Source organism: Neisseria sp. N95_16, assembly GCF_002551535.2.
In the GTDB taxonomy this organism is placed as follows: domain Bacteria; phylum Pseudomonadota; class Gammaproteobacteria; order Burkholderiales; family Neisseriaceae; genus Neisseria; species Neisseria brasiliensis.
In genome coordinates this window covers 1-2940 of the sequence record NZ_PDBT02000126.1, presented here as the reverse complement: position 1 = coordinate 2940, position 2940 = coordinate 1, and the positions used below count along the sequence as shown (strand labels likewise).

Below are 2940 nucleotides of genomic sequence, written 5' to 3'. Positions count from 1 at the left end.
CTGTTGTGCTTTTCGGTAACAGTAGGTTCCGTTGACGGAATGCCGTCTGATTTCCCGACTGACGGTGGCGGGATGACAACCGATGTTCTGTGCGATTTGGTTTAGGGGTAGGTTGCGGTAATGTCTGGAAATGTAGTATCTTTGGTGTGAGGTCAGTTGTGTGTAGGCCATATTGCAATCTTTCTTGTCAGGAAAGGCAGTATACTACCGCATACTGGCCTTTTCTGTTATTGGAAATTGCACTTGTTAGGCGAATGTAAGCTCTTCTGATGATTTTGACACCCAAGTAGCTATCCAACAGCATACGGTGCGTCCAATCCAAATTACAGCGCAACGCCACTGATAAGCGCCAAACAATTTGGCGCATACGCTCGATTGGCGGCATTTGCGGCGCAAAATCGAATGATAATCTGCCCAATGAACAGGCATTGAATTCCTGCAACATGATTTTGATAAATTCATCTTTATCGGGAAACATCGATTCGTATGTTTGTGGGGAAATATTGAGGTGCTTGGAGATGACCTCAGCAGTTAAGCCTTCATATCCGTGACTCGGATAGAGCTTGATGCCGGCACGCACCAATTGCATGGCGGTGACACTGTTCATGATATTCTCCTTGTGATTATTTTGTTTTAATTGGACATTCGTCCAACGAGAAAATACTATACCCCCGATAGCTTATTAAACGCAAGCAAAATTTTTAAAAAAAAGCCGTGTGAATCATGTAGATGCATGATTCACACGGCTTTATGTAGATTCAATAAAATCAGTTGATTTAGAACGGAACGTATGTAGTCGGATTAACCGGTTTACCGTTTTGACGCACTTCAAAATGCAATTGGTTGCGTGGTGCATCGGTGCTGCCCATTTTGGCAATAATCTGACCACGTTTCACAGTTTGACCTTCGTTGACCATCAGGCTTTGGTTATGGCCGTAAGCAGTCAGGAAAGTAGAATTGTGCTGCACAATCACCAAATTACCGTAGCCGCGCAAGCCTGAGCCGGCATACACGACTTTACCGTCGGCAGCAGCAACCACAGATTGACCGGCGTTACCGGCGATGTCGACACCTTTATTGTTGCCGCCGAAATTAGTAATCACGTTACCCACGGTCGGACGCTGCCAAGTGATGCCGCTCACGGTGCGGGTAGCACCAGTTGATACGGTGGCGGTAGTGGCCGGAGTAGAAACTGGAGCGGCTGCCGGTGTGCTGGCTGCGGTGGTCGCAGGTGCTACATAGCCTGCCGGTTTCACGCGCAAAACTTGGCCCACGCTGATGGTGTTGTCGGCCAGATTGTTCCATGAGCGCAAGTCATTTTGGTTGATGCCATAGCGTTTAGAAATATTGTAAACGGTATCGCCGCGCACCACGGTATGCGTAGCTGCATTCACGTCAACCGGTGCGTAAGACGGCACATAAGTACCGCCGGTTGAACCGGTGTAAGCAGGCGTAGAAACAGGTTGCGTGGCAGGTGGAACGTATGGCGCATCAGTGGCCACGGTAGAAGCCGCATTCGGATCGTATGGATTGGCGCCGTATGGATTGGTTGCCGTTGAAGTCGAGCCGGTGGAAGAAGTACCGTCGACAACAGGTGCAGGTTGCTGGCTGGCACATGCGCTTAAGAATAATGCCAAAGCGGCCGAGCCGGCATAGAATGCGGTTTTTTTCAACATATGGATGACCTTCGTTTGGGGGTTTTCTATTTCTGTTGGGGCATATCATAATCAAAATATGCCCCATTCTCAAGTGTTGTATGGGTAAAATGACAAACTAATCTGATGAGCGCAGCTGTTTTTGCTCGAGCTATTTGTCTGTTTTTAGGCCGATTTATGCTTGAGGCCGTCTGAAAATTTTTACTTTAGCAAAAGTAAACCGATTGTTCACGCTTATTTTGAAGCCGGCTTATGCGGCGCATTTTGCCAAAATGCACGCACGCCGCTGAGTTCTTCATGCGAGGTTAAATCAATTTGCAGAGGCGTTACCGTGATGAAACCCGCTTCGCACTCGCCAAAATCCGTGCCTTGTTCGCGGTCGGAAATGTCGCCGACCGGGCCAATCCAATACACCGGCTCGCTGCGCGGATTGGTCGTCGGTACAATGCTTTGCGCGTGGTGACGCCGCCCCAAACGCGTGATTTTAATGCCCTGGATGTCTTCCGGCGCAACCGCTGGGATATTGATGTTCCACAGCATGGGGGGGTGCGGCGGATTTTTCAGCAGATGCTCGAGCAGCAACCACGCGGCTTTTTCGGCGGTTTCCCAATAGCGGCCGCTGAAATCGTTTAACGAAATCGCCACCGCCGGAATGCCCATTAAATAGGCTTCTGTTGCCGCAGCGACTGTGCCCGAATACAGCGTGTCATCGCCCATATTTGCACCATTGTTGATGCCGGACAGCACCAAATCGGGCTGAAATTCGGGCAGCGCGTGCAAACCGAGATGGATGCAGTCGGTCGGTGTGCCGCTCACATAATAAAAACCGTTTTCCGCTTGGCGGATGCGCAAAGGCCGGTCGAGCGTTAAGGAATTACTCACGCCGCTGCGGTCGCGTTCGGGTGCCACCACGCGCACGTTGGCAAATTCTGCCGCCACGCGCGCCAAAATCGCGATGCCCGGCGCAAGATAACCGTCGTCATTGCAAATTAAAATATTCATGCGTAATCCCCGAATGATGATGAATGCGATTGTAAATGCACGGTTTGCAATTTGTCTATGTTTCAGACGGCCTTGTGTGTTAGTAAGGCCCTTACATTCGCCTAACAAGTGCAATTTCCAATAACAGAAAAGGCCAGTATGCGGTAGTATACTGCCTTTCCTGACAAGAAAGATTGCAATATGACCTACACACAACTGACCTCACACCAAAGATACTACATTTCCAGACATTACCGCAACCTACCCCTAAACCAAATCGCACAGAACATCGGTTGTCATCCCG

The 2940-nt window shown here is 49.6% G+C and carries 4 protein-coding genes; all 4 read right to left on the bottom strand.

Features of this window, described 5'->3' with window-relative positions:
* A partial coding sequence (locus CRG49_RS14150) for a helix-turn-helix domain-containing protein (protein WP_157807888.1) occupies positions 1-171 on the bottom strand: 171 nt, incomplete at its 3' end.
* A 16-nt stretch (positions 172-187) separates the two neighbouring features.
* On the bottom strand, positions 188-607 hold the full coding sequence (locus CRG49_RS12590) for a TetR/AcrR family transcriptional regulator (protein ID WP_097784630.1): 420 nt from the start codon (positions 605-607) through the stop codon (positions 188-190).
* A 169-nt stretch (positions 608-776) separates the two neighbouring features.
* Positions 777-1676 carry a peptidoglycan DD-metalloendopeptidase family protein gene (locus CRG49_RS12585; RefSeq protein ID WP_095503794.1) on the bottom strand — a complete coding sequence of 300 codons (900 nt, stop codon included), beginning with the start codon at positions 1674-1676 and terminating at the stop codon, positions 777-779.
* Positions 1677-1889: 213 nt separating this feature from the next.
* Positions 1890-2657, bottom strand: a complete 768-nt coding sequence (gene surE / locus CRG49_RS12580) for a 5'/3'-nucleotidase SurE (RefSeq protein ID WP_095503795.1) — start codon at positions 2655-2657, stop codon at positions 1890-1892.
* Positions 2658-2940: the final 283 nt, after the last annotated feature.

Excerpts from the sequence above, each read along its gene's own strand:
- CRG49_RS12590 (WP_097784630.1), bottom strand. The coding sequence starts at position 607 with ATGAACAGTGTCACCGCCATGCAATTGGTGCGTGCCGGCATCAAGCTC.
- CRG49_RS12585 (WP_095503794.1), bottom strand. The coding sequence starts at position 1,676 with ATGTTGAAAAAAACCGCATTCTATGCCGGCTCGGCCGCTTTGGCATTA.
- surE (WP_095503795.1), bottom strand. The coding sequence starts at position 2,657 with ATGAATATTTTAATTTGCAATGACGACGGTTATCTTGCGCCGGGCATC.